The 24,979-nt window shown below is 58.4% G+C and carries 23 protein-coding genes; 15 read left to right on the top strand and 8 right to left on the bottom strand.

From position 1 onward, the window contains the following. Nucleotides 1–7: 7 nt before the first annotated feature. Together Q0955_RS12145 and Q0955_RS12140 are read right to left on the bottom strand one after the other, a co-directional pair. The gene (locus tag Q0955_RS12145; RefSeq protein WP_299424578.1) at nt 8–1,513 is read right to left on the bottom strand and encodes a CRTAC1 family protein; all 1,506 of its coding nucleotides are present in this window, start codon (nt 1,511–1,513) and stop codon (nt 8–10) included. Nucleotides 1,514–1,538: 25 nt separating this feature from the next. Beyond that, the gene (locus tag Q0955_RS12140; RefSeq protein WP_299424576.1) at nt 1,539–2,732 is read right to left on the bottom strand and encodes an ROK family transcriptional regulator; all 1,194 of its coding nucleotides are present in this window, start codon (nt 2,730–2,732) and stop codon (nt 1,539–1,541) included. 208 nt (nt 2,733–2,940) lie between these two features. Here Q0955_RS12140 and xylF point away from each other — a divergent pair, with 208 nt between their 5' ends. The 4 genes from xylF (at nt 2,941) to Q0955_RS12120 (ending at nt 7,117) form a co-directional block, all read left to right on the top strand. Continuing rightward, nucleotides 2,941–3,954 (top strand): D-xylose ABC transporter substrate-binding protein, encoded by a 1,014-nt coding sequence (gene xylF, locus Q0955_RS12135; protein ID WP_299424575.1) that lies wholly within the window; start codon nt 2,941–2,943, stop codon nt 3,952–3,954. Nucleotides 3,955–4,097: 143 nt separating this feature from the next. After that, a complete protein-coding gene (locus tag Q0955_RS12130; protein WP_299424573.1) occupies nt 4,098–5,363 on the top strand; it encodes a sugar ABC transporter permease in 1,266 nt (421 codons plus the stop codon). Between the two features lie 11 nt (nt 5,364–5,374). After that, on the top strand, nt 5,375–6,139 hold the full coding sequence (locus tag Q0955_RS12125; protein ID WP_283426240.1) for an ATP-binding cassette domain-containing protein: 765 nt from the start codon (nt 5,375–5,377) through the stop codon (nt 6,137–6,139). 54 nt (nt 6,140–6,193) lie between these two features. Further along, the gene (locus tag Q0955_RS12120; protein ID WP_299424571.1) at nt 6,194–7,117 is read left to right on the top strand and encodes an ROK family protein; all 924 of its coding nucleotides are present in this window, start codon (nt 6,194–6,196) and stop codon (nt 7,115–7,117) included. On the opposite strand, the gene Q0955_RS12115 is transcribed toward Q0955_RS12120, so the two are convergent. Next, on the bottom strand, nt 7,114–8,031 hold the full coding sequence (locus Q0955_RS12115) for a LysR family transcriptional regulator (RefSeq protein ID WP_299424569.1): 918 nt from the start codon (nt 8,029–8,031) through the stop codon (nt 7,114–7,116). The two genes, Q0955_RS12120 and Q0955_RS12115, sit on opposite strands and share 4 nt — an antisense overlap. A gap of 275 nt (nt 8,032–8,306) precedes the next feature. On the opposite strand from Q0955_RS12115, the gene Q0955_RS20885 reads away from it, so the two are divergent. Beyond that, nucleotides 8,307–9,755, top strand: a complete 1,449-nt coding sequence (locus tag Q0955_RS20885; RefSeq protein ID WP_366140683.1) for a sulfatase-like hydrolase/transferase — start codon at nt 8,307–8,309, stop codon at nt 9,753–9,755. Nucleotides 9,756–9,934: 179 nt separating this feature from the next. Further along, on the top strand, nt 9,935–10,606 hold the full coding sequence (locus Q0955_RS12095; RefSeq protein ID WP_299424568.1) for a metal-binding protein ZinT: 672 nt from the start codon (nt 9,935–9,937) through the stop codon (nt 10,604–10,606). 75 nt (nt 10,607–10,681) lie between these two features. Here the strand turns inward: Q0955_RS12095 and Q0955_RS12090 are convergent, their stop codons facing one another. After that, a complete protein-coding gene (locus Q0955_RS12090; RefSeq protein ID WP_299424566.1) occupies nt 10,682–12,184 on the bottom strand; it encodes an alanine/glycine:cation symporter family protein in 1,503 nt (500 codons plus the stop codon). A gap of 29 nt (nt 12,185–12,213) precedes the next feature. Continuing rightward, nucleotides 12,214–12,648 carry a universal stress protein gene (locus tag Q0955_RS12085; RefSeq protein WP_299424565.1) on the bottom strand — a complete coding sequence of 145 codons (435 nt, stop codon included), beginning with the start codon at nt 12,646–12,648 and terminating at the stop codon, nt 12,214–12,216. 415 nt (nt 12,649–13,063) lie between these two features. Here Q0955_RS12085 and Q0955_RS12080 point away from each other — a divergent pair, with 415 nt between their 5' ends. From Q0955_RS12080 to Q0955_RS12070, 3 genes are all read left to right on the top strand, one after another. Continuing rightward, nucleotides 13,064–13,675, top strand: a complete 612-nt coding sequence (locus Q0955_RS12080) for a GyrI-like domain-containing protein (RefSeq protein ID WP_299424563.1) — start codon at nt 13,064–13,066, stop codon at nt 13,673–13,675. Nucleotides 13,676–13,772: 97 nt separating this feature from the next. Continuing rightward, nucleotides 13,773–15,065: an SDR family oxidoreductase gene (locus tag Q0955_RS12075; protein WP_299424562.1), complete on the top strand. Its 1,293-nt coding sequence runs from the start codon at nt 13,773–13,775 to the stop codon at nt 15,063–15,065. After that, the gene (locus tag Q0955_RS12070) at nt 15,062–15,529 is read left to right on the top strand and encodes a DUF2269 domain-containing protein (protein ID WP_299424560.1); all 468 of its coding nucleotides are present in this window, start codon (nt 15,062–15,064) and stop codon (nt 15,527–15,529) included. The genes Q0955_RS12075 and Q0955_RS12070 overlap by 4 nt, the downstream gene beginning before the upstream one ends. A gap of 50 nt (nt 15,530–15,579) precedes the next feature. Here Q0955_RS12070 and katG read toward each other — a convergent pair whose 3' ends face one another. After that, entirely contained in the window at nt 15,580–17,763 is a 2,184-nt protein-coding gene (gene katG, locus Q0955_RS12065) for a catalase/peroxidase HPI (RefSeq protein WP_299424559.1), read from the bottom strand. A 108-nt stretch (nt 17,764–17,871) separates the two neighbouring features. Here katG and Q0955_RS12060 point away from each other — a divergent pair, with 108 nt between their 5' ends. After that, entirely contained in the window at nt 17,872–18,765 is an 894-nt protein-coding gene (locus Q0955_RS12060) for a LysR substrate-binding domain-containing protein (RefSeq protein WP_299424557.1), read from the top strand. Between the two features lie 126 nt (nt 18,766–18,891). Here the strand turns inward: Q0955_RS12060 and Q0955_RS12055 are convergent, their stop codons facing one another. Then, nucleotides 18,892–20,079, bottom strand: coding sequence for an FAD-dependent monooxygenase (locus Q0955_RS12055; RefSeq protein WP_299424556.1), 1,188 nt, complete (start codon nt 20,077–20,079; stop codon nt 18,892–18,894). A gap of 95 nt (nt 20,080–20,174) precedes the next feature. Next, nucleotides 20,175–20,597: an RNA polymerase-binding protein DksA gene (gene dksA, locus Q0955_RS12050; protein ID WP_299424812.1), complete on the bottom strand. Its 423-nt coding sequence runs from the start codon at nt 20,595–20,597 to the stop codon at nt 20,175–20,177. Nucleotides 20,598–20,783: 186 nt separating this feature from the next. Between dksA and Q0955_RS12045 the strand changes: the two genes are divergently transcribed. From Q0955_RS12045 to Q0955_RS12025, 5 genes are all read left to right on the top strand, one after another. Next, nucleotides 20,784–21,623: a MoxR family ATPase gene (locus tag Q0955_RS12045; protein ID WP_299424554.1), complete on the top strand. Its 840-nt coding sequence runs from the start codon at nt 20,784–20,786 to the stop codon at nt 21,621–21,623. 151 nt (nt 21,624–21,774) lie between these two features. Continuing rightward, nucleotides 21,775–22,227 carry a GNAT family N-acetyltransferase gene (locus Q0955_RS12040; protein WP_299424553.1) on the top strand — a complete coding sequence of 151 codons (453 nt, stop codon included), beginning with the start codon at nt 21,775–21,777 and terminating at the stop codon, nt 22,225–22,227. A 2-nt stretch (nt 22,228–22,229) separates the two neighbouring features. Then, nucleotides 22,230–23,600 carry a DUF2927 domain-containing protein gene (locus Q0955_RS12035; RefSeq protein WP_299424551.1) on the top strand — a complete coding sequence of 457 codons (1,371 nt, stop codon included), beginning with the start codon at nt 22,230–22,232 and terminating at the stop codon, nt 23,598–23,600. Nucleotides 23,601–23,606: 6 nt separating this feature from the next. After that, a complete protein-coding gene (locus Q0955_RS12030) occupies nt 23,607–23,774 on the top strand; it encodes a hypothetical protein (RefSeq protein WP_299424550.1) in 168 nt (55 codons plus the stop codon). 3 nt (nt 23,775–23,777) lie between these two features. After that, complete coding sequence (locus Q0955_RS12025) at nt 23,778–24,962, top strand: VWA domain-containing protein (protein WP_299424548.1); 1,185 nt, start codon at nt 23,778–23,780, stop codon at nt 24,960–24,962. The last annotated feature ends 17 nt before the right edge of the window (nt 24,963–24,979 follow it).

Genomic DNA, 24,979 nt, shown 5'->3' with positions numbered 1-24,979 from the left:
GGCTTTTTCAGTACGCCGACAGCACCGTCACCGGCCCTTCGGACCACACCCGCCAGCTGCCATTTACCGGCACCTCGATCCAATCGCCCTGCGTGCCATCCGGCCAGCGCACGCGCACTTCAACGGTCTCCGCATCGCCCAGCCCAAAATGCTGCGGCCCGGATACACCTCCGGCGTGACCGCCACCCACGGTGATTTCCCGTAGGTGCACTTGGTCGCCCACTTTCACCTCAATAAAGGCCCCCACGGCCTGACTGTTGGCCTCTTTCCCCATCAAGGTCAAAGCCACCCAATTTCCCGTGCTTTCAGTGACGTTTTGATAAACCTCCAACGGTGCCCGTCGGTTTACCACTGCCAGGTCCAGCAACCCATCGTGGTTCATATCCACCAACGCTGCCCCACGGCTGCGCGCCAATGTGGCGATCCCAGCTACGTCGCCCAGCTCAGCAAATGTTCCGTCGGCCTGCTGAATCAACAGATTGTTGGGGTCTTCCATCGCCGCGCCCGGCATTTGCTGCACATTGCCTTTGGATATGAACACATCATCCAGCCCGTCGTTGTCCACATCGCCAAAACTGATGTGCCAGCCGGTTGAGGGCCGCCCGTCGCCACCGGTGTATGGCCGATGCGCCGAGGTGCCCATCTCAAAAGGCACATCTTCAAACGTCGGGGCCTCCGCGCTCACACGTTTCATCAACCGCTGATCGCCCATCGACGACAAAAACACCTCCGCCTTGCCGTCAAAGTCCAGATCACGCTGCGCAATGCCCATGCCCCACAACATATGCGTGGCCCAGCCATCCGCCTCCCCATAAAGCCGCGGCGTCGCCTCCATCGCCCAAAGCTGCTCCGCGCCACCTTTCACATAGTAATGGCGGTCATTGCTCATCCGTAAATCCGAACGGCCCAAGCGGCCCCAGTCGGAAAACAAGATCGACAACGGGCAAAACCCCGGCGTCAACGTGGCATGCGCATACCCCTCGCCAGAGGCCCGGAACAAATCATTCTCGTCACAAGCCTCAAACGGCCCTTTGGGATCGTCACGATCCACGTAATTGCCAAACGCCAATGTCGGCAGCGCATCCTGCCGCTCCCAAGTGGCAGAAAACGCCGTGGTCCAAGCATTGCCCCCGTCAAACCCCGGCACATCCATAGGCTCAAAACGACACTCTTCGCCACCTTTCAGAAGGCGGTTCTCCCCCACACGCAACGCAACAAGATCGAGCCGGTCGTCGCCATCAATATCAAGCGGGTAAAACCCCGTAGTATCGGGCATCATCAAGGCATCGGGCGTGTCCTCCTCAAAGGTCACCGCCCCGCCATGGGAACTCTGGTTGCGCAGCAGCATCGGCGGGTTTTCCCCGCCCGCCACCACCAGCTCCGGCAAGCCATCACCGCTGCAATCAAACGCTGCCACACCACCGCCGACGTAAAATTCCCAGCCGCCGTCATAAACATGCTCCGCAACGTCCACTGATGCAAATCGCACTTCTGCCTGCGCATTACTTGCCATCAATAGTGCCAATGCACTTGCGCCCTTAAGCCACATTATCCGCCAACTCCACGAGCGCATTTTCCGACACATTTTCAAGTGCATAGGCCGCTGCTCCTCGGGCCCACATCAGGTTGCCCCACTTGTGTACCACCACCTCCGGCGGGGCTTTGTCGACCTGCACAATCAGCTTGCGCATACCGTCAATCACCTCTTCCGCATAAAGGTGGCTGGCCTGCATTTGTTCGCCCGCCAAAATGATCAACTCAGGGTCAAAAATGTTCACGATGTTGGCCAGCCCCATGGAAAACATCCGCCCGGCCCGGTTCACAATAGACGCAGCCACGGCTTCGCCCTCTTTGGCCGTGCGCAAAATATCCTCAACTTGCCGCTCGGCGGCTTCGCCACTGGCCAACATGGCTTCACGCGTCAGCGCGTAGTCCGCCACATAGGCCTCCAGGCACCCTCGCTGCCCACAACGACAAAGCGCCCCCTCTAGATGCACTTTGGTGTGACCAAATTCTGCGCCACAGCCCCGCGTCCCCCGGTAAATCTCATTATTGATTACGATGCCCATACCGACACCACTCTCAATGGTCACCACAATAAAATCGCTGTGCCCCTGTCCAAGACCAAAGCTCTTCTCGGCCATCGCCACAAGGTTGGCATCGTTGTCCAAAAACACCGGAATGCCCAGCACCCGCTCCAGCACGTCACCAAACTGCACGTTGCGGCTGGTCAAAGACGGCGACCAATGCACAAAACCGCGCGGCGCATCGACCACACCAGCGATACCCAAACCAAACCCCGCCACATCTGCCCGCGACAGGCCAATCTTGCGCGCCAACGTCTCGACAAGTCCGGACAGTACTTCCGCCATGTCTTCGGCAGGCAAGACCGCCGTCTCCAGATCCGCTTCATGGGCGGCCAATTGTGTACCTTCAAAATCGAGCAGCACCAAAGACACCGTCTTGTTGGAGATTTTTGCCCCTGCGATCAGCCGCGCCGCACCGCGAATCTTCAGATCCACCTTGGGACGTCCCCGCTTCGAATCTTTCTCGCCAAGGTCGCTTGTGACTTCTTCAATCAACCCTTCGCGGAGCAACTCGGCGGTGATGGTTGTCACGGTTGCGCGGCTGATTCCGGTCAGCTCGCTCAGGTCAATGCGCGGGACACGCTGCTGCCTGCGAATTTCTGCCAGCAGCTTACGCCGCCCAATTTCTCGTTGATTCACAGACATATACTAGCTCCTTCTTCACCAGACACGGTCCGCAACCAAAACACAAGCTGCCCTTACCCGGCGTCAAAACCATGCCGATGTTTGTTGGATCAATGCAAGGTTAGTTGATTTAATTTGATTTACAAATTTATTACGCTACCATTGGTCACACCCGGCCTGAGCCGACTCACTTCGGCCAAAGACCGGGACGAACATTTGGGAGGACACCATGAAACTTTTTGCATCCGCGACGGCTGTTATCGCCGGCGCTTTCCTAAGCACCGCAGTCTGGGCAGACGATCTGGTCATCGGCGTAAGCTGGTCCAACTTCCAGGAAGAGCGCTGGAAAACTGACGAAGCCGCCATCAAAGGCGCGCTGGACGCCGCTGGCGCCAAATACATCTCCGCTGACGCGCAGAGCTCCTCAGCCAAGCAGCTTTCCGACATCGAAAGCCTGATCGCTCAAGGCGCCGACGCGCTGATCATTCTGGCACAGGACGCCTCCGCTGTTGGCCCAGCCGTACAGGCAGCCGCCGACGAAGAAATCCCTGTGATCGCCTATGACCGCCTCATTGAGGACAGCCGCGCGTTTTACCTGACCTTTGACAACGTCGAAGTGGGCCGCATGCAAGCCCGCGCCGTTCTGGCAGCAATGCCAAAAGGCAATTACGTGATGATCAAAGGCTCCCCAACCGATCCAAACGCAGACTTCCTGCGCGGTGGTCAGCAGGAAATCATCCAGGCCGCGATTGACGCAGGCGACATCAAAATTGTCGGCGAAGCCTACACCGATGGCTGGGTTCCGGCCAACGCCCAGCGCAACATGGAGCAGATCCTGACCGCGGCTGACAACAAAGTTGACGCTGTGATTGCGTCTAACGACGGCACCGCCGGTGGTGTTGTTGCTGCTCTGACCGCACAGGGCATGGAAGGCATTCCAGTGTCTGGTCAAGACGGTGACCACGCTGCGCTGAACCGTGTGGCCATGGGCACGCAGACTGTTTCCGTTTGGAAAGATGCGCGCGCTCTGGGTGCTGCGGCCGGCGAAATCGCCGTCGCCCTGGCCTCCGGCAACGCCGTGGAAGGCTCCGCTGAGTGGACCTCCCCAGCAGGCACCACGTTGAACTCCATGTTCTTGGCACCAGTGCCGGTGACAGCCGACAATCTGAACACAGTTCTGGACGCAGGCTGGATCGAGAAAGACGTGCTCTGCGCGGGCTCTTCCAACGCGGCGTGTCAGTAAACACACCTGCCCTTCCGCCACTGGCGGGGGGGCACCCAATTTCCCCACTCCCCTAAGATTTGAGCACCTTTGACTGAAGCGGCCTCCACCGCGCAGACTGGGTGAGGTGTCTCAATCCGCGCGAACCAAAAAGGGACCGCACAATGCAAAACCAAGCCAAAACCCTGATCAACAAGCTGGGCCTCGACCCGCGCCTGCTTGGCATGATCGGCGCGCTTGTGGTGATCTGGATTGTCTTTGGCGTCTTCACCGACGGCCGCTTCCTCTCCCCTCGAAACTTTTTCAACGTCTCGGTGCAAACTGCCTCTGTTGCCGTCATGGCCACTGGCATGGTGTTTGTCATTGTGACCCGCCACATCGACCTCTCCGTTGGGTCAATGCTCGGCTTCATCGGCATGACCACCGCCGCCCTGCAAGTGCAATGGCTGCCAGACGTGGTGGGCCTTGGCCACTGGTCGATCTGGATCATCGCCGTGATCTTCGCCATTTTCATGGGCGCCGTGCTTGGCGCCTTCCAAGGCTACATCATCGGCTACCTGACCGTGCCCGCCTTCATCGTGACCCTCGGTGGCTTCCTTGTCTATCGCGGCGCCATGTGGTGGGTCACCAAGGGCCAAACCCAAGCCCCACTGGACCCAACTTTCCGACTACTGGGCGGCGGCGCTGAGGGTACATTGGGCGAAACACTCAGCTGGGTCTTTGGCATCATTGCCGCCCTGGTCGCTGTGGGCTTCATGCTGCTCAGCCGCCGCAACAAAGCTTCCCATGGTTTTGCGGTGAAACCCGCCTGGGCCGAGGGCATCCTCATGGCCATCGCCGCCGGCGGCATCCTTCTGTTTGTGTCGATCATGAACAGCTACCCAATCCCCAAAGGCGCGATGAAACGCATCACCAAGGCCCAAGGCATCGAATACACCGACGGCATGGTCTGGAACCACGGTGTGGCCATCCCGGTGGTGATCCTGCTGGCCGTCGCGATTGTGATGACCATCATCGCCCGTCGCACCCGTTTTGGCCGCTACATCTACGCCACCGGCGGCAACCCTGAGGCCGCAGAGCTCTCCGGCATCAACACGCGCTTCTTGACCGTGAAAATCTTCGCGCTGATGGGCGCTTTGACCGGCATCGCCTCGATCATCGCCTCCGCCCGCCTGAATGCGGTGGATGTGGGTCTCGGCACGTTGGACGAACTGCGCGTGATCGCTGCTGCCGTGATTGGCGGTACCGCGCTCTCTGGCGGTGCTGGCACCATCTATGGCGCCGTGATTGGCGCGCTGATCATGCAATCTTTGCAATCCGGCATGGCCTCCGTGGGTGTTGACGCGCCGCTGCAAAACATCGTTGTGGGTGTGGTTCTGGTCTTCGCGGTCTGGGTCGACATCGTCTACCGCCGCCGCACCGGCGCATAAGGAGAAACATCATGGACAAGCAAACCCCTCTCGTGGAAATGCGCGACATCCACATCTCCTTTGGCGGGATCAAAGCGGTGGACCATGTCTCCGTCGATCTCATGCCAGGCGAAGTGGTCGGCCTTCTGGGCCACAATGGCGCGGGCAAATCCACCCTGATCAAGATCCTCTCCGGCGCCTATCAGGGTGACGGCGGCGAGATCTACATCAACGGTGAAAAGGCGGAGATCAACAACCCGCGCGACGCCCGCAAATACAACATCGAGACCATCTACCAGACACTTGCGCTGGCCGATAACCTTGATGCGGCGTCCAACCTCTTCCTGGGTCGAGAACTCACCACACCTCTGGGCACGGTTAACGACGACGCCATGGAAGCCGAGACGCGCAAAATCATGGGCAAGCTCAACCCGAACTTCCAAAAGTTCGCCGAGCCAGTCTCTGCGCTTTCGGGCGGTCAGCGCCAGTCCGTAGCCATTGCCCGCGCCGTGTATTTCGACGCCAAGATCCTGATCATGGACGAACCCACCGCCGCCCTCGGCCCGCATGAGACCCAAATGGTCTCCGAGCTCATTCAGCAGCTCAAAGCCCAAGGCATCGGCATTTTCCTGATCAGCCACGACATCCACGATGTCATGGAACTCTGCGATCGCGCCTCGGTGATGAAGAACGGTCAACTGGTTGGCACCGTGGATGTGAACGACGTCACCGACGACGATTTGCTGAGCATGATCATCCTTGGCAAAAAGCCCGAAGGCGTGCCTGTTCAAACCTGAATTAATTCGATAGACGAACCAACGAATTGACTCAGAAGAAGAAAGTTGCGGTTTATGACGTACTTAGTAGGTGACATCGGTGGCACAAACACACGCCTGGCTCTGGCGGATGCCACAGGTGTGCGCATTGAAAGTGTGATGCGCGCCTCCAATGATGACTACGATAGCTTTGACGCCGTGCTTGCTGCTTATCTTGAAAAAACCATCCCCGGCGACCTCGCCGGGGTGTGCATCGCTATCGCCGGTCCCGTGCATTCCGGCGAAGGCGAGTTGACCAACCGCGACTGGTTCCTCAGCGTGGAAAACCTGCGCAATCAAACCGGCGCGCCCCATGCAGAGTTGATCAACGATCTCTCCGCTCTGGGCTACGCGCTGGCGCGCATTTCAACCGATCCGGTCTGCGGCACCAAACACGAACCGACAAATGGTCAAGCGCTGGTGGCTGGCATGGGCACCGGCTTCAACGTCAGCCCCACCCGCCGCAACGCCCGTGGCGGTCTAACCGCCATGGAGGCCGAACTTGGCCACGCCGAACTGCCCTACTCCGTTGGCAAACTGCTGCGCGATGAGCTTGGCGACGGCGCTGACGTCTTTGTCACCTACGAAGACTGCTTCTGCGGCCGTGGTCTGGAACGCCTGCATCAGGTGGTCAGCGGTCAACGCAAGGGCGGCAAAGACATCGTTGACGGCTTTGCCAACGGCTGCAACGACGCCACCCGCACTGTGCGCCTTTTTGCCCGCGCCTTGGGCCGCCTGACGCAAGCCATGATCCTGCAATATATGCCGCGCGACGGCGTGGCCTTTGCCGGCTCCGCCTCCCGCGGCGTGCTGACCTCCGCGGCCTTGCCTGACTTTATGGAAGAGCTCACCCGCGACGCCCATGGCATCGTGGACCCGGCAACCTTTCCGATCAGCTTGATCACCGACGATGCCGCCGCGCTCGAAGGCTGCCTGCAATATCTGGAGCAGACCTCCTAAGCGGCAACCGGGTTCACCGCATATCTCTCAAGCGCTCGCCAGAACGCCTCAAGTGCTGGCGAGCTCTCACCACGCTTGCGCACAGCGCAGATGTTCCAGGTAATCGGAGCCTTGAGCGGGATTTTTTTGAACCACCCCAAAGCCAACGGTTCCTCAAAGGTTTCCTCAACCGCGCCCACAATGAACTGCCCGTCTCGCGCCAACCCTGTCAGGAAGTGATAATCGTCACTTTCGATCTGCGGCAACAGGCTAACCTTATCCGCAGCTGCCTGATCTCCGCCCAACAGCTTGGTAAAAGTCGCACGCCAGTGTTTGTGCAAATGCCCAGACGCCAGCGGGAACTGCAACACATCCGCCAACGAACATGTGCCCAGCGCATGCACAGGATGATCCGGGTGGGCGACAAACATCACGGGGCGTTTTTCCATCACCACGATCTCCACGCCTTCCGCCTCCGGCGTGTGTGTCAGATCACCGATAAAAATATCCATCTCCCCGCTGAGCACTTTCTCCAGTGGCGCCATGCGTGCGTTGACCTCCAGATGCAACCGCATCTCCGGCAGCTCCCGCAGGACCGCCTGTGTCACCGGCGCCACCAGGGCCCGCGGCACCAAAGGCCCGCACGCCACGCGCAACTGCTGCCCACCGCCCTCTCTCAAAACATCCACCTGACGGGAAAACCGCCGCAGATCCTGTTCCAACCGCTGCGCCAGGGGAAAGAATTCTAGACCAACTCTAGTCAGCTTACAGTTGTTTCGAGTCCGTAAAAACAGCGCCACCCCCGCCTCTTCCTCCGCCTGCGCGATGTAGCGGGTCAGGGACGCGTTGGAGACACCCATCCGCCGCGCAGCTTCTTGAAAACTAGACGTTTCAGCCAAATGGAAAAACGCGGACAATGAAGCTTCAGTCAACATATTTGGTCTCAATTTCAAGTTTCGACCCAAAGCTTTCAGATTGCGAAACTAATGTAAACCTCCGTTGCCAGCTCACCTCACTCAACTCTACTTTGCACGCAGGAACAGGTGTTCATAAAAACGCGCAAGAATTTAGGAGGTGATTTCGTGTCAAAACTCCCTGCAATGATGGTATCGATGACAACAACCATCGCGGCTTTGGGCTTCGCCGCGCAAGGCGCCTTCGCCGAAACCGAGCAACCCAATATTCTGGTGATCATGGCGGATGATGTCGGCTGGGCCAGCCTCGGCAGCTACCACCAAGGTGTGAAAAGCATCGAGACACCCAACCTCGACCAACTCGCCGCCGAAGGTGCACGTTTCACGATTACTACGCCCAGCCAAGCTGCACCGCCGGCCGTTCCGCCTTCATCACCGGGCAGTTTCCGGTACGCACCGGCATGCACACCGTGGGCCTGCCCGGCGACCCTGTCGGCCTGAACGAAAACGACCCGACCTTGGCCAACATGCTCAAGGGGCTGGGCCAAACCACCGGCCAATTTGGCAAAAACCACCTTGGCGACCTGAACCAATTCCTGCCCACCAACAAGGGCTTTGATGAATATTGGGGCTGGCTCTACCACCTCAACGCCATGGAATATACCACCGACCCTGACTGGCCGGATGATCCCGAATTCAACAACCAGTTTGGCCCTCGCAACATCATTCACAGCTACGCCACCGACACCGTGGACGAGACAGTTGATCCGCGCTGGGGCCTGGTCGGCAAACAACGCATCGATGATGACGGCGAAGCCCCGCCCGAACGTCAGAAAACACTCGACGACGAAGTCACCACTCACACCCTGGACTTCATCGACCGCGCCGTGGACGCAGACACGCCCTTCTTTGTCTGGATGGCCCCTGCCCGCGCCCATGTCTGGACTCACCTGAGCCCGGAATATGAAGCCATGCTCGGGGATGGGCGTGGCCTTCAAGACGTGGTCATGAAGGAACTGGACGACAACGTCGGCAAAGTGCTCGCCCATCTGGACGCGCGCGGGATCAGCGACAACACCATTGTGTTGTTCACCTCTGACAACGGCCCTGAAACCATGACCTGGCCCGATGGCTGCACCACGCCGTTCCACAGCGAGAAAGGCACCACTTGGGAAGGTGGCTTCCGCGTGCCTGCCGTGGTGCGCTGGCCCGGCCAGATCGCCGAAGGCCAGGTTTTGAACGGCATCTTCGACGCTATGGACTGGATGCCTACCTTGGTTGCCGCCGCCGGTGGCCCGGACGACCTGCCCGCTTCCCTACTGGAGGGCCATGAAGGCTACCAGGTGCATTTGGACGGCTACAATCAGCTCTCCTATCTGCGCGGCGAAACAGGCAGCAACCGCAAGGAAATCATCTACTATGAAGGCACCGTTCTTCAGGCCGTGCGCTACAACGATTGGAAAGCCCACTTTGTGATCCAGGAAAAGGGCTGGGCTGGCCCCAAAGAAGAGTTGAACGCCCCGCTGCTCTTCAACCTGCGCCGTGATCCGTATGAGAAAGCCGCTGAGGAATCCGGCATGTACACCCTCTGGATGGGCAACAAGATGTGGGCCTTTGGGCCGGCCGCACGTTTGGTCCAAAAGCACCTGACCACCTTTGCGGACTTCCCGCCACGCGGCAAAGCCGTCGGTAACGAGGAACACGTCAAAGAACAGGTCGCTAGTGAAGGTGGCATGTCCCAGTAAAGGCATATTGGGACACTCTCTCCCGCCTCTTACTTTGCCATCCCAAAGGCGCAGCCCCTCGGCTGCGCCTTTTTTGCACCCAACCCTTCCTGAAAGCGACTTGCCATCCCATGTCACAGGTCTTAGTGCACATACATGTTATGTTATAACATGATTCCTGAGTGAAAATTGGAAACCCTATGCAAAACACTGTTCTCAAACACCTCACCGCCCTCTCCATTGGAGCGTTGGTCGCATTTTCATCCCAGGCAGTGGCGCAATCCGCCACAACCGACACCAAAACCAAAGAGCACAAGCACGCGCATAAGCATGACCAGAAAAAGGCCGAGCCAAAGCTGATCGACGACTCCAAAGTGCAAGCCCGCGCCTTGTCTGACTGGGAAAACGACTGGCAATCCGTCTACCCCTTCCTGCAGGATGGAACCCTTGATCCGGTGCTGGAGCACAAAGCCGAAAGCGGCAAAAAAACCGCCGAGGAATACCGCGCCTACTATGAAACGGGTTTCAAAACCGACGTCGACCGCATTCAAATCTCCGGCGACACCGTGGCCTTCTTCAAAGATGGCAAACCGGTGCAAGGCACTTACCAAGCGGACGGCTATGAAATCCTGACCTATAAATCCGGCAATCAGGGCATCCGCTTCGTTTATGAAAAATCCGGTGGCGACGCCGCCGCGCCGCAGTTCATCCAGTTCAGCGATCATGAAATGGTGCCCACCAAGGTGGACCACTACCACCTCTACTGGGGCAACGACCGTGCCGCTCTGCTCGAAGAAGTCACCAACTGGCCGACCTACTTCCCCGCCGCATGGAGCGGAGCGGACATTGTGAAGAACATGACCGGCCACTGACTGGTGTAAACAACCCCACGTAAAAAAGGCCCCCACCATCTCTGGTGAGGGCCAGCTTTTCCGATCAAAAGTTTCTTAGTGCTTGAACCGCCTGATCTCACCGCTTTCAAGCTTCGCCCGATAAGCCTGCATCTCGCGTTTCACCACGGGAGCAAGGAAGTAGAGCCCCAGGATGTTTGGCACACAGATCAGGAACACCAGCGCATCCGAAATATCCAGGATCGGACCCAGCTGCACAACACAGCCCAAAGCCACAAACGCACAGAAGATCAGTTTGTAGACTGTTTGCAGCGCCTGATCTTCACCAAACAGATAGGTCCATCCCTTCAGCCCATAGTAGGACCAAGAGATCATGGTTGAGAAGGCAAAGAGCAGAGCCCCAAACGCCAGAGGCACCGGGAACCAGCCAATCTGCCGCTCAAACGCAGCTGAAGTCATCGCAACGCCAGTTGCCTCCCCCGCGAAGTTGGGATCAGCCACTTGGCTTGTGCCAATCACAAGCGCGGTGATGGTACAGATCACAATGGTGTCGATGAAGGGTTCGAGCAACGACACGTAGCCTTCTGTCACCGGCTCATCTGTCCGCACAGCCGCGTGGGCAATCGACGCGGAGCCAATGCCCGCCTCGTTGGAGAAGACCGCCCGTTGGAAGCCAATGATCAACGCGCCCAAGGCCCCGCCGGTCACGCCTTCACCGGTGAAAGCGCCGGAGAAGATGTTGCCAATCGCCGCCGGGATCGAGCTGAAATTCATCAGGATCACAATGATCGCAAACACGCAGTAGAAGACAGCCATAAACGGCACAACTTTTTCGGTCACACGGGCGATGGATTTGATGCCGCCAATGATGACCGCAAAAACAACCCCTGCAAGGATCAGGCCAACCAGCCAACCGTAGCCATCCAGCGCACCACCTGCCACGGTGTTCAATTGCACGTAGGCCTGATTGGACTGGAACATATTCCCAATGCCCAGAGCGCCGATAAAAATACCGATGGCATAGAACGTGCCCATGAACTTGCCAAAGCCCACCATGCCACGTTCTTCAAACCCTTTGGTCAGATAGTACATCGGGCCACCCGATACGGATCCATCCGGGTTTTCGTTCCGGTATTTCACACCCAGCGTACATTCAACAAACTTGGTGGACATGCCCAGAAACCCCGCAACGATCAGCCAGAACGTCGCCCCGGCGCCGCCAACAGTCACAGCAACCGCAACCCCGCCGATGTTACCGATGCCAACCGTACCAGACACCGCCGTGGCAAGCGCTTGGAAGTGCGACACCTCACCTGCGCTGTTGGGATCGGCGTAATCTCCGCGGACAAGCGCAATGGCGTGTTTGAAACCACGTAGGTTGATGAAGCCCATATAGAACGTGAAAAACACGGCCCCAACGACCAACCACAGCACAACAAGCGGAAGATTGGCCCCGGCAACCGGGATCTTAAAAAACACAACAGAGCCAATAAACGAGGCAATGGGTGCCGTGAAATTGTTGATGGTTTCATCAATGCCAGCTTGGGCTGGCCCAGCGATCAAAAGCGCTGCAAACAGAAAAAACAGGATGCGAGTCATAATGCTCCTCCGGAAACTTAAAGTCAAAATCAAGGAACGACGACAACTGGCACAGGCGCGGTCTGGATCAGGTTGCCTGCGACACTGCCAAACAGCAGCGACTTCAATCCGCTGTGACCACGACGCCCGATCAAAATCTGAGCAGCGCCACATTCTTTGGCAATTTCAATCAATGTCTCTGCGGGATGACCATGACGCACAACGCCGTCACAGGCCAACCCTTCCCCCTCGATCCGCTTGAGCGCAGGGGTGACAATCTCGGTAGTGGCCCGCTCAATTTCGGTTTCCCGACGCTTGTGGCGCGTCGCGTTTTCTTCCGGTGTGTTAAACGAATACGGCGACCATTCGATCACATAGGCGACCATCACTTTGGCCCCGCCTTGCTTCGCTCTGGCGATGGCATGGTCCAGCGCACGGTCAGACCCGTCACTCCCATCGACCGCCAATAGTACAACATTTTCCATAACTTACTCCCTATTGAACATACATCTAGGCGTGTCGATCTTGCGCCGCTCCCGCCTAAATTGACTGACCCTAGGTCAAGCCGACACCGCTCAATAGGGCCAGTTCTCTCAACAAATGAGTCCTGTTTTCCAAATACGCCAGAGAATTCCCCTGAAAACGCTGACGATCAGCCCCCAAAGAGGAACCGCCTCCAGGCGGATTTCGTGAGGCCACGTCCTTCATGGAAGCCGGAAAATCACAACGTAGCGGACCACTTACTGTCCTAACGTGGTCGCACTGGCCTGCCATAGATCCGCGGAGTGCGACACCCCTCCAGCAATCAAATGTTGCCACTTTGTTCTACGCCCTATAAGTATTCAAATCACGTACGGCCGATTTCAATTTCAAGCAATTCTACACCCTCAAGGCCTTCTCATGACAAAAATCGATTTCAAGAAAACCCTCAAACATCTCTATGTGCCCTCCGCCAAAGACTTTTCCCTTGTCGAAGTTCCCGGGATGACCTTTGTGAAAATCGACGGCCACGGTGCCCCGGGCAACGACACCTATCAACACGCCCTGTCCTGGCTATACCCGATCAGCTACGGACTAAAGTTCTACTCTAAACAGACCTTGGACAAAGACTACGTTGTACCTCCCCTCGAAGGCCTCTGGTGGGCCGACGACATGACCGCCTACACCAACGACCGGCGCGAGGAATGGCATTGGACCATGATGATCATGCTACCGGACTGGCTCGATAACGCGGCCTTCACCGCCAGCGTCGAAAAGGCATCCAAGAAACTCGGCGACCCTCCCGCCACCCTACGGCGCGAAGCCTTGAACGAAGGTCTCTGCGCTCAGATCATGCACATCGGCCCTTATAGCGAAGAAGGCCCCACCATCGCCAAATTGCACAAGGAGTTCCTCCCGCGAAACGGCTTGACGGAAAACGGCCACCACCATGAAATCTACCTTGGCGACCCGCGCAAAACCGCCCCCGAAAAACTACGCACCGTTCTGCGCCATCCGGTGCGCAAGCGCTAGCCCGCCAACGTCAGATTGCCGCAAGATCCGCAATTTTTCGTGCAAGACAAAACGCTTATGTTAGTCTTACCCCAACAGGATTTTGCGGAGCGCAGCTATGCCCAAAGCCATTGTTCTTGGCGGCTATGGCCTCATTGGCGCGGCCTGCATGGCGGCAGTGACCGAGGCAGGATATGACGTCACCGGCGTGGGCCGCAATGCCAAAGCCACCGCCCGCTTTCCACAATACCGCTGGAAACACCTCGATCTCACGTCCTTGCGCACGGATCAATGGGCTGCCTTGTTGCAAGACGTCGACGTGGTGGTGAACGCCTCGGGCGCGTTGCAGGATGGCGCGCACGACAGCCTCTGCCAAATTCACGTCGACGTGGTCCGCCACCTCGCAAATGCTGCCGCTCAAACCCAAACCCGCGTGATCCAGATCTCCGCCGCAGGTGTATCGCAAGAGGCCAACACCGCCTTCTTCCGCACCAAGGCCGAAGGTGATGCCATCCTTTCCAACTCGCAAGCCAATCACGTTATTCTGCGGCCCACGCTTGTACTGGGGCGCGAGTCTTATGGCGGCAGCGCACTTCTGCGGGCCCTCGCGGCCCTACCAGTCATCGTGCCGCGTGTCTTTCAGAGCAGCCAAATACAAACCGTTGCCCTTGCCGATGTCGCCCATGCAGTGGCTTTGTCCTGCGATCTCAAAGTGCCTTCAGGCACCATTGCTGACATCACGGAACCCAACGCCCAGAACTTTGACACCCTCCTGCTGCGCACGCGCACTTGGCTCGGTGTTTCTCCTCCGATTTGGCGCCCTACTCTGCCACGCTGGTCCCTGTCTCTCACCGCGCGTTGCGCAGATGCTCTCAGCTGGCTTGGCTGGCGCGCCCCTTTGCGCAGCACGTCGTTGGCGGTCCTTGACACAGGCATCACTGGCGACCCTCTGCCTTGGCATGCCCTGACCAATCACACCTGCCACCCGCTTGCAGAAACCTTGGAAAGCCATCCTGCAACAGCTCAGGACCGCACCGCCGCCCGAGTCTATCTAGCTCTGCCACTTGCCATCGCCACGCTCTCTCTGTTCTGGCTGCTCTCCGGCCTGATTGGCCTCATCCAAACACCCGCTGCCACAAGCGTTCTGACCGAAGCCGGCACCCGACCCAGTTTTGCAGCCTTTGCTGTCATCGGCGGCGGCATCGCTGACATAATCCTAGGAGCCACCATTCTCATCCGGCGCCATACCCGCAAAGCCGCCATCGGCATGATCCTTCTGTCTGGCGCCTACCTTCTCGGTGCGGCGCTGCTAACACCTGCCCTCTACGCTGATCCGCTTGGCCCGATGGTCAAAGTCCTGCCCGGCATGACACTCGCCGCTTTTGTAGCCTTTTTGATGGACGACCGATGATCGAAGACCTTCTCCGTTTTGCCCATGTCCTTGGCGCCACGGTCCTCTTAGGCACCGGCGCGGGCATCGCCTTCTTTATGGTCCTGTCCCACCGCAGCCGCGATCCCGCCCTGATCGCCCATGTCGCAGGCATTGTGGTGATCGCCGACACTGTCTTCACCGCCACTGCCGCAATCCTGCAACCGATCACCGGAACGCTCCTCGCATGGCACCTCGGCTGGTCCCTCTTGGAGCTCTGGCTGCTGATTTCGCTGATCCTCTATGTCGTGGTTGGTGCGTTCTGGCTGCCTGTTGTCTGGATCCAGCTTCAAATGCGCAACCTCGCCCGTACCGCCCGCGACACGCAAATCCCCTTGCCAAGCCGCTACTTCACGCTCTACCGCATCTGGTTTGCCTGCGGCTTCCCTGCCTTTTTTGCGGTCATGGGGATCGTCTGGCTCATGCTGATGAAACCCTCATTCTAATGCAAAAAGGCGCGACCTCCGCCGCGCCTTTCTCTTTCACTTTGCTCGGGTCACTTCAGATCAAACCGATCCGCATCCATGACCTTGCACCAGGCGGCGACAAAGTCGTCGACCAGCTTGGCTGCACCATCCGCCTGACCATAGACTTCGGCCAGCGCCCGCAGCTGCGAGTTGGAGCCAAACACCAGGTCAACCCGTGTCGCAGTCCACTTTACGCCGCCGCTGGCACGATCCTTGCCCTCATAAACGCCGTCACCCGCGTCTGACCAAGTGGTGCTCATGTCCAGCACATTCACAAAAAAGTCGTTGCTCAACTGCCCAACCCGATCCGTGAACACACCATGCGCCGCACCGCCATGGTTGGCACCCAGGACACGCAGACCTCCAACAAGCGCGGTCATCTCCGGCGCGGTCAGCGTCAGCAACTGCGCCTTATCAACCAACAGCTCTTCCGGTGACACGGTGAACTGCGCTTTGGCATAATTGCGGAAACCATCCGCCTGCGGCTCTAACATACCCACGCTCTCCACGTCGGTCATCTCTTGCGTCGCATCACCCCGGCCCAGCGTGACCGGCACAGTGACAGCGTGCCCCGCCGCGGATGCCGCCGCTTCCACAGCCGCAGCGCCACCGATCACAACCAGGTCCGCCAGACTTACTGGCTTACCAAAACCGGCTTTTACCGCCTCCAGAGCAGAAAGCACCCGCGCCAGCTCTTCTGGCTCATTGGCATCCCAATCTTTCATCGGCGCCAGCGCAACCCGCGCCCCGTTGGCACCCCCTCGCATATCGCTGCCCCGGAAGGTGGAGGCACTCGCCCAAGCGGTTTTCACCAGATCGCTCACCGACAGATCAGACGCCATCACCGCGGCCTTCAGCGCTGCCACATCCGCGTCAGACAAATCCGTCTCAGACGCCGGAATGACATCCTGCCAGATCAGTTCCTCGCTGGGCACTTCTTCGCCAAGATAGCGCGCCCGTGGCCCCATATCGCGGTGTGTCAGCTTAAACCACGCCCGCGCAAAGGCATCCTGAAACTCCTCTGGGTTCTCATGGAATCGTTTGGAAATCGCGCCATAAGCCGGGTCCAGACGCATCGCCATATCGGCGGTGGTCATCATGGTTTTGACCTTCTTGCTGGGATCATGCGCCGCTGGGGCCATGTCGTCCTCAGACGGATCAACAGGCTCCCAAATCCACGCACCGGAAGGGCTCTTGGTCAGGTTCCACTCATAGCCAAACAACAGGTCAAAATAGCCGTTGTCCCACTGGATTGGATTGGCTGTCCATGCGCCCTCGATACCAGAGGTCGTGGTGTCATCGCCCTTGCCGGTGCCATGGCCGTTGATCCAACCAAAGCCCATGGCCTCGATTGGCGCCGCTTCCGGCTCAGGCCCCACCAGGTCAGGATCACCAGCCCCATGCGCCTTGCCAAAGGTGTGCCCCCCAGCGACCAACGCCACAGTTTCCTCATCGTTCATCGCCATCCGCGCAAAGGTCTCGCGAATGTCACGCCCAGAGGCCAGCACATCCGGCTGCCCATCCGGGCCTTCCGGGTTCACATAGATCAGCCCCATCTGCACCGCCGCCAGCGGGTTCTCCAGGTCTCGATCCCCGGAATAGCGTGATTTCTCACCACCGGACGCCTCCAGCCATTCAGCTTCCGCGCCCCAATAGACATCCTCCTCCGGCTCCCACACATCCGGGCGACCACCGGCAAAGCCGAATGTCTTGCCGCCCATGCTTTCAATCGCCGCATTGCCCGCGAGGATATAGAGGTCCGCCCAGCTGATGGCGTTGCCATACTTCTGCTTGATCGGCCACAACAGCCGCCGTGCTTTATCCAGATTGCCGTTGTCCGGCCAAGAATTCAGCGGCGCAAACCGCTGCTGACCTGTGCCGCCACCGCCGCGACCATCCGCCGTGCGATACGTCCCGGCAGAGTGCCACGCCATGCGGATGAACAACCCGCCATAATGGCCATAGTCCGCCGGCCACCAGTCCTGGCTGTCCGTCATCAGCGCATAAAGGTCATCTTTGAGAGCCTTGTAATCCAGCTTGGCAAACTCTTCCGCATAATCAAAATCCTGCCCCATTGGATCGGACTTGGCCGAATTCTGATGCAAAATCCGCAGGTTCAGCTGGTTCGGCCACCAATCGCGATTGCCCCGCGCCTGCTGCGTTACCGCGCCATGCATCACCGGGCAGCCACCTGATTTCATGTCTCCGTCCATGTCGTTCTCCTGTCGATTGATGGGTCACATTCTGTCTGGAACCATTCTAAGCACAGGATTTTCATTTAACGAAGTTGCATTTTCCAATCGTATTGATAACTACAGACTATGAATAATCTCACACTGCGCCAACTCCGCTATTTTGATGCCCTCGCCGAACACGGCCACTTTGGTCGCGCAGCGGATGTATGCGCCATCTCACAGCCAGCCTTATCCGTGCAAATCAAAGAGTTGGAGGAAAGCTTCGGCGCGCCCCTGCTGGAGCGTACCACCCGCCGCGTGCGCCTCACATCTTTTGGCGAAGACGTGCTTGTGCGCGTGCGCGAAATCCTGCGCAGCGTCGACGAACTTGGTGACATGGCCCGCGCCGCCCAATCCGGTCTCAGCGGACGTTTGCGCCTTGGGGTGATTCCCACCATAGCGCCCTATTTGCTGCCCGCCTTGCTGCGGCAGGTAAAAACCACTTTTCCCGACATGTCTCTCATGGTGCGCGAGACCATGACCGCGAACCTTTTGACAGAACTGCACGCGGGCCGCATCGACACCGCAATTGTCGCCCTGCCCGTCTCTGAGCCGTCTTTCACCGAAGTGCCACTCTGGTCCGAAGAGTTTGTGCTCGTCCGCCCCGATTCTGAGGCCGCTGCCCCCGTGCCCGCACCAGACACCTTGGAACGTGAACGCCTGCTCTTGCTTGAGGAAGGCCACTGTTTCCGCGATCAGGCGTTGTCGTTTTGCTCCCTGCCCACGATGCGCCCCCACGAGGGACTAGACGGCTCTTCGCTCTCCACGCTGGTGCAGATGGTCGGCGCTGGACTGGGCGTCACAGTGATTCCCGAAATGGCCATTCCAGTCGACACCCCCGCCGCTGCCGTGAACGTCGCCCGCTTTGCCGGCGCACAGCCCGCCCGCACCATTGGCATGATTTGGCGCAAGAGCAGCCCATTGGCCACACAGCTGCAAGAACTGGCCGATGTGGTGCGGTCTGTGGGAGAATCACTCTAGCGCAACGCACGCTGCGTTAAGCTGATAGAGCCTGCTCACCCCCGCACCTCCGCAAAACAGCCGTGATACTGACACGATACCGACGTGGAAATCCGTGGTTAATGCCCCGAATTTCCGCCGCAACACTCATTCCTCGGTGACGTCGTGCAGATAGATCCAGTCAAACTGCCCCATCATCTTCTTTGGCGCCAAAGTGGACGCCATGCGAATCCCCATATGCGCCGCCATACGCAGCGGCCCATTGCTCAGGTGATACTTCCAGGCATTCTTGCTCGCCGTGTCCACAACCTTGGTCACACGATGCTTGCGCCGATCCTGATACGCGACCAAGCCGCCCTCAAAATCTTCCGCCTTTTCAAGGGCATCACCAAGCACCCAGGCATCTTCCATCGCCATCACAGCGCCCTGCGCCATAAACGGCAACGTGGGATGCGCCGCATCCCCCAATAGCGCGCAGTGACCTTTGTGCCAGACCGGAGCCACCGGATGGCGAAACAGCCCCCATTTACGCACATCACTGACTTCTGCCAGCATCCGCCGCACAGCACCGCCAAAATCATTAAATGTTTTCTGTAGGTTGGCGGGATCATCCGGGATGTGCCAACCTTCTTCCGCCCAGCCCACTTGCTCCTGCACAGCGACAATATTGACCAACTCCCCACCGCGCAGCGGATAGCTCACCACATGGCGCTTCGGCCCCATATGCACCTGCACCACATCCGGATGTGCCATGGTATTGGGCACCGTCGCGCGCCACGCCGTCTGCCGCGTGAAAAACGGCGCAACAGTGCCGTTGAGAACAGGTCGCATCTTGGAATGCAGCCCATCCGCACCCACAATCAGATCCGCGGTCATCTCCGCGCCATTGGCCATCACGACTTTTGGCCGGTCGCCAGGCACAACAGTGTCAACCTGCTGAAGCAAAAGCACTTTTATACCTGCATCTCGCACCGCTTGCGCCAGCACATCAATCAGATCCGCCCGATGTACAAAGTAATATTCCGTTGGCCGCAGCGGATCGTTTTCAGAAATCAATCCAAGGTCGAGCCGACTCACCAACCGCCCGGCGGCATAGTCGCGCAGCTCCACCGCATCGGCCCGAACGGCACGTTTTTTCAACGCACTATCCACGCCCAATGCCTTGAGCACCGCCATACCATTGGGACTAACCTGCAAACCTGCACCAACTTCTTTGATGGCCTCGGCTTGCTCCAACACATGTACATTTGCCCCGCGCTGCTTAAGCGCCAGCGCAGCGGTCAGCCCGCCAATCCCCGCGCCAATCACGGTGATCTTTTTACCTTGCAAATCCATGGCTTAACCCTAATGAAAAAACGCCGAAGCAAAAGCCCCGGCGTCTTTTTTTCTGGTCCAAACCCTGCGATTTACCGTCACAGGGCAGATCAAATTTAATCGTCGCGATGCACTTTTTCGCGGCGCTCGTGACGTTCTTGCGCTTCAAGGCTCATGGTGGCGATTGGACGTGCGTCCAGACGTTTGAGCGAAATAGGCTCCCCCGTCACTTCGCAGTACCCATATTCGCCTTCGTCAATCCGACGAATGGCGCTATCGATTTTTGCGACCAATTTGCGCTGGCGGTCCCGGGTGCGAAGCTCAAGCGCGCGATCAGTCTCCTCACTGGCGCGGTCGGCTACGTCCGGAATATTGCGGGTGCCGTCTTGCAGACCCTCGATCGTGTCGCGGGTGTCCGCAAGCAGATCTTCTTTCCAGTTCAATAGTTTACGTCGAAAGTACTCAACCTGCCGTTCATTCATGAACGGCTCATCTTCTGCGGGACGATAGTCGTCGGGCAGGAAAGTTTCGGCTTTCATTTCTGCTCCCTCATCGCGGTTCACGTCCATCGTGGAATTCAATTCAGACATGTAACCCCCCTTCTCTCCGTGCCAGCCAATACTCCCTTGGCTGGGGAATGTCACTACCTGTTAACCGCACATTGCGGACAAAATATGTTCACGATAGGGTGCGCGCCGAAATAGGCGAACCGGCGGAGAATTTTTATGCAGTTTTCGGGCACCAAAGACTACGTGGCCACAGACGATCTGACGGTTGCGGTTAACGCCGCCGTGGCACTCGAACGCCCCCTGCTCGTCAAAGGTGAGCCCGGCACCGGCAAGACCGAACTGGCGATGCAAGTCGCCCGCGGCTTGGGGCTGAAAATGATTGAGTGGAATGTGAAATCCACCACCAAGGCACAGCAGGGTCTCTACGAGTATGACGCGGTTTCCCGCTTGCGCGATAGCCAACTGGGCGACGAACGCGTGCACGACATCAGCAACTACATCAAACGCGGCAAGCTCTGGGAAGCCTTTGATTCCGAAGAAAAAGTCGTCCTTTTGATCGACGAGATCGACAAGGCCGACATCGAGTTCCCAAACGACCTTCTGCAAGAACTCGATAAGATGGAGTTCCACGTTTATGAGACCGGCGAGACCATCAAGGCCAAGCACCGCCCGATCATCATCATCACGTCGAACAACGAAAAAGAGCTGCCGGACGCCTTCCTGCGCCGCTGCTTCTTCCACTACATCCGCTTCCCGGAAATGGAGACACTGAAGAAGATTGTCGAGGTCCATCACCCCGGCATCAAAGAGGCGCTGCTGACCACTGCGCTGACCCAGTTCTTCGAAATCCGCGAAACCGCTGGCCTGAAGAAAAAACCGTCCACATCTGAGGTGATTGACTGGCTGAAACTGCTTTTGGCCGAAGACTTGTCACCCGAAGACCTGAAACGAGATGGCGCCAACGCCCTGCCCAAGCTGCACGGAGCACTGCTCAAAAACGAACAGGACGTGCATCTGTTTGAGCGACTCGCCTTTATGGCCCGCTCCGGACGCTAGGCTTCTATCAAACCAGGAAGGGCCTGCCCCCCGCGTGGGCCTTTCAATTTCACCGCAGTCACCGCAATCTTGCCCAAGTTATTGCGCATGTTACGATCCAATTAAGGCCTGATTTCGTAGAAGGAATCGGCATATGACCGGAGTCCCCCCCATGTCCCAGCCTGACGTCCTGATCCGCCCCCTGACCGAAGCCGACCACGCAGAGTGGCGTCGTCTCTGGACCAACTATATCACCTTCTATGAAAGCACCGTGTCGGAAGAGGTCTACACTTCCACCTTTGCCCGCCTTCTGGGCGATGATCCACAGGATTACTCCTGCCTCGTGGCTGAACTCGACGGCAAACTCATTGGCCTGACCCACTACCTGTTCCACAGACACGCTTGGAAGGTTGAAAACGTCTGCTACCTGCAAGACCTCTATGCCGATCCGGAGGTACGCGGCACCGGTGTGGGCCGCAAACTGATTGAAGCCGTGTATCAGGCAGCTGATGACGCCGGTGCGCCAAGCGTGTATTGGATGACCCAGGAATTTAACACCAACGCCCGCAAGCTATATGACCGCATTGGGCAGTTGACCCCGTTTATTAAGTATCAAAGGCCCTGACTTTGCGCTCTTTTCTGTCCTCACTGATCCCTTTGGCATTTGCCGTGGCGGCCTGTACGCCCATCGGCGGCAACGGCGTGCCAACCCGCGCCGCAGTGAGCGACACCACCCTGCCACCGGTGAAGGCTTTCTCCACCCCGCGCCCCATTCCACCAAACAGATCGAACCGTGACATCGCCCGCGACTTCCTTGATCTGAGTTTTGAGCTGGAAAGCGGCCGCAGTCTCGACCGCCTCACCAGGTTTGAAGGCCCGATCACTGTGCGCGTCACCGGCGCGCCTCCTGCCGGCATGATGCCGGACCTCAAGGCGCTGCTGCAACGCCTGCGCAACGAGGCGCACATCGACATCACGTTGACTCAATCGCCGTCCGCCAACATCACCATTCAGGCCGTCTCGCGCCGCGATATCCGCAAAGCCCTGCCACAGGCCGCCTGTTTTGTGGTGCCCAACATCTCCGCTCTGTCGCAGTATCGCTCTGCCCGACGCAACGGAGCCGCCAACTGGGCGCTACTGGAAAACCGCGACAAGATTGCGATCTTCCTGCCCAACGATACCAGCCCACAAGAAACCCGCGACTGCCTGCACGAAGAGCTGGCGCAGGCGCTTGGTCCGCTCAATGACCTCTACCGCCTGCCAGACAGCGTGTTTAACGACGACAACATTCACGCGGTCCTCACTGGCTTTGATATGACAGTCCTGCGGGCCTACTACGACCCAACCCTGCGCAACGGCATGACCCGTGGCGAGGTGGCCGCTCGTCTGCCGTCGATCCTGTCGCGCATCAATCCCCGTGGCGATCAACTGTCCAGCAATCCACTGCCGGAAACCCCACGCGCTTGGATCAACGCGGTGCAAACCGCGCTCGGCCCCGGCACCTCGCCTGCCAACCGGCGCGCAGCCGCCCGCCAAGCACTTGTGATTGCTCAAAACAACGGCTGGCAAGATCACCGGCTTGGGTTTGCCCATTACGCCTTGGGCCGCCTGTTGCAGTCGCAAGATATTGCCGCCGCGCACACACATTTCAAAGCTGCTGATCGCGCCTACCGCTTCGCAGAACGCTTTGGCCCGCACCGCGCCTTTGTCGCCACGCAGCTCTCTGCCTACGCCATCAGCGCCGGACAAAGCCGCGAAGCTCTCACCATTCTTAACCCGCAAATTGCCCCCGCAGGCCAGTTTGAAAACGCCGCCCTCTTGTCCACCCTCATGCTGCTGCAAGCAGAAGCGCTGGAGATGGAAGGCAAGCTTGAGGATGCCGGCGCCCTTCGGCTGGACAGTCTTGGCTGGGCACGCTACGGCTTCGGCCCGGACTGGGCCGTACGTGCCAAACTGCGCGAGATCACGGCGCTCAGCCCGATCAAAGGGAGATCATAAGACACCATGTTTGTACTTCTCGGCGCTGTGCTTGGCGCGATCACCGGTGGCACATTGGCCAAGAAACGCGGCGGCAAGGGAGCCGACATCCTGCAATATGGCTTTGTTTACGCCATGATTTTTGCGATCATCGGCCTGTTTATCACGCTGATCATCCACCGCATGGCGCTCTGACCCATGTTCCTGCCCTTCTTTGAAAACCTGCGTGACGCCCGTGTGCCGGTCTCGCTGCGCGAGTTTCTCGGCTTTCTAGAAGGGCTGAAGGCAGGACTGGCCACCTATGACGTAGAGAGTTTCTACTACCTCGCCCGCACCATCATGGTGAAAGACGAGCGCAACATCGACAAATTTGACCGCGCCTTTGCGGCCACCTTTGATGGACTGGGCGAAATCTCCGCCCAAGACGTGCTTGAAGCGGTCGATATCCCCGAAGAGTGGCTGCGCAAGATGGCCGAAAAGCACCTCTCTGCGGAAGAAATGGCCGAGATCGAGGCCCTGGGCGGCTTTGACAAGCTCATGGAAACGTTACAGGAACGCCTTAAGGAGCAAGAAGGTCGCCACCAGGGGGGCAACAAGTGGATTGGCACCGCAGGCACCTCCCCGTTTGGCGCTTATGGCTATAACCCCGAAGGCGTGCGCATTGGCCAAAAAGAAAGCCGACACCAACGTGCGGTGAAAGTCTGGGACAAGCGCGAGTTCAAAAACTTCGACGGCTCCGTGGAACTGGGCACCCGCAACATCAAAGTCGCACTCAAACGCCTGCGCCGTTGGGCCCGCGAAGGCGCCGCCGAAGAGCTGGATCTCAACGGCACCATCAAGGCCACGGCTGAGCATGGCTACCTTGACGTCAAAACCCGCCCCGAGCGCCACAACGCCGTAAAAGTCCTGCTATTTCTGGATGTTGGCGGCTCTATGGATCCGCACATCAAAATGGTCGAAGAACTGTTCTCTGCCGCCCGAACAGAATTCAAACACCTCGAATACTACTACTTCCACAACTGCCTCTACGAAGGTGTGTGGCGCGACAACAAACGCCGCTGGAACGATCAGACCCCCACCCACGAAGTGCTGCGCACCTATGGGCCGGACTACAAATGCATCTTTGTTGGCGACGCCTCTATGTCGCCTTACGAGATTGCCTACCCGGGCGGTGCAAACGAGCACTGGAACCAAGAGGCCGGTCAAGTTTGGCTGGAACGTGCCCGTGACCAATGGACGTCCAATCTTTGGATCAACCCATTGCCAGAGGCGCATTGGCAATACACCCATTCGATAGGCATGATCCGCGAAATTTTTGAGAACCGCATGGTGCCCATGACCCTTGAAGGTCTCGAGCGCGGCATGCGGGAATTGACACGCTGACGTGAGCGTGGGTTGAA

The sequence above is a fragment of the uncultured Shimia sp. genome, assembly GCF_947493595.1.
In the GTDB taxonomy this organism is placed as follows: Bacteria; Pseudomonadota; Alphaproteobacteria; order Rhodobacterales; family Rhodobacteraceae; genus Shimia.
Note: the sequence above shows the minus strand (reverse complement) of the source record. Positions and strands in the feature narration are given on the sequence as shown.